The sequence below is a fragment of the Nostoc sp. MG11 genome (genome assembly GCF_014904695.1).
Taxonomy (GTDB): domain Bacteria; phylum Cyanobacteriota; class Cyanobacteriia; order Cyanobacteriales; family Nostocaceae; genus Komarekiella.
Window position 1 is genome coordinate 1 of record NZ_JACXXN010000168.1, and the last position, 1545, is coordinate 1545.

The 1545-nt window shown below is 39.2% G+C and carries 3 protein-coding genes; all 3 read left to right on the forward strand.

Annotated elements, in window-relative coordinates; genetic code table 11:
• Window positions 1-559: 559 nt before the first annotated feature.
• The 3 genes from HCR01_RS37840 to HCR01_RS37850 are packed head-to-tail and all read left to right on the forward strand — an operon-like array spanning window position 560 to window position 1482.
• On the forward strand, window positions 560-814 hold the full coding sequence (locus HCR01_RS37840; protein WP_193201001.1) for a hypothetical protein: 255 nt from the start codon (window positions 560-562) through the stop codon (window positions 812-814).
• Window positions 811-1218 carry a type II toxin-antitoxin system tRNA(fMet)-specific endonuclease VapC gene (vapC, locus tag HCR01_RS37845; protein WP_193201002.1) on the forward strand — a complete coding sequence of 136 codons (408 nt, stop codon included), beginning with the start codon at window positions 811-813 and terminating at the stop codon, window positions 1216-1218. Before HCR01_RS37840 ends, vapC begins: the two co-directional genes overlap by 4 nt.
• A gap of 45 nt (window positions 1219-1263) precedes the next feature.
• Window positions 1264-1482 (forward strand): hypothetical protein, encoded by a 219-nt coding sequence (locus tag HCR01_RS37850; RefSeq protein ID WP_193201003.1) that lies wholly within the window; start codon window positions 1264-1266, stop codon window positions 1480-1482.
• Window positions 1483-1545 lie beyond the last annotated feature (63 nt).

The following is a 1545-nucleotide window of genomic DNA, read 5'->3' on the forward strand; positions in this document are numbered from 1 at the left end:
CAAGTCAATTTGATTGCACATATCTTCGGACTTGTTGCATAAACAATCTTAATTCTAGAGGATTTTCTCACTTTAAATATTTTTTGCAACACAACCGCCAAGAATGCCAACAAAAGAGAGAACAGAGAATCTGAGGTTTTGTTGAATGTTCTACAGGCTAGCTTCTACACTATACAAATCTCTAGACTTAAGTCAAATTAAAACATAGATTTTAACCATATTTTTGTATGTTAACAACATTATATTTGCAGTATTTACTAAGATGCGTGTCCTAAATTATACAAATAATGTACTAGTAATCATTCCTAATACGCGAATTAGTATTTATATATTGCAATGTTAGTAGACCGAAAACTTCTGCGATCGCATCAGTAGGTTGCGGGAGAACGAAAACCTAGAAGAAGCTGCCCGTACTATGTTGAAGTACCTGGGGGAACTGAAGCGACCGTATTTGACGGCGGTGGAGGAGAAGCTATTGGGTTTGATTGAGTTTGAATACGGCATCATAGATGAGGTACTGCGTAATTCGTAAATCAACCAAGAGTAGGAGAAAACAGTAATGCACAGTATTAAGTTATGTTCTCATGTTGGGGCTGATGGCATTTTGCACCTTGAGATTCCTGTTGGCGTAAAAGACAAAGAAATAGAAGTAACAGTAATATATCAACAACTAGAACCGTCATCTGGTGTCAAAACATCAGAAGAATTAGGATGGCCACCAGGTTTTTTTGAACAAACTTACGGTAGTTGTCAAGACGATCCAATTGTTATTGACTACGAAGGTGATTTTGAGACAAGGGAAGAAATTGTGTGAGGTATTTGTTAGATACGAATGTTTGCGCTCGTTATCTCAATGGTAGATCACCAGTAATTCGAGAACGCTTACGGTCAACAAATGTAGAAGATATTGCTGTATGTTCAGTAGTCAAGGCAGAGTTGTTTTACGGCGCGATGAGAAGTAATGACCCAGCTAGAACGTTAGCAAGACAGCAAGAGTTTCTCAAATTATTTGTTTCTCTACCTTTTGATGATTCTACAGCACTTGTTTATGGAAGAATTCGTGCAGAATTGTTAACTAGCGGCACTCCCATCGGCCCCAATGATTTCCAAATAGCTGCTATTGCCTTAACAAATAACTTAACATTAGTCACACACAACACCAGAGAATTTAATCGTGTTAGTGAGTTGGTGATCGAAGATTGGGAACTTGAGCAATGAACTAGGCGGTTTCTAGGAATTTATAGATAGAACACCAAATTTATATTGGCACACCCACAAGTTTTACAAACAGCGATCGCTCTTGCAGCTAATGCTCACACTGGATTGCATCAAGCCATACACGAACTGCGGCACGGTTCAGTTAACGAAGCGAAACAACTGTTGGCGCGGCAGATAGCGGTGTTAGCTAATGTGAGGCGTGGTGTTATAGCGGGAGCAGATTCAGGTATTTACAGCATTTACGGCTGTTATGAGGTACAGTAGCAGCAACTGGCAAACCAGTTTCTTAAATGTTGAGGATTTATTAAGTCGAGTGCAACTGAGATT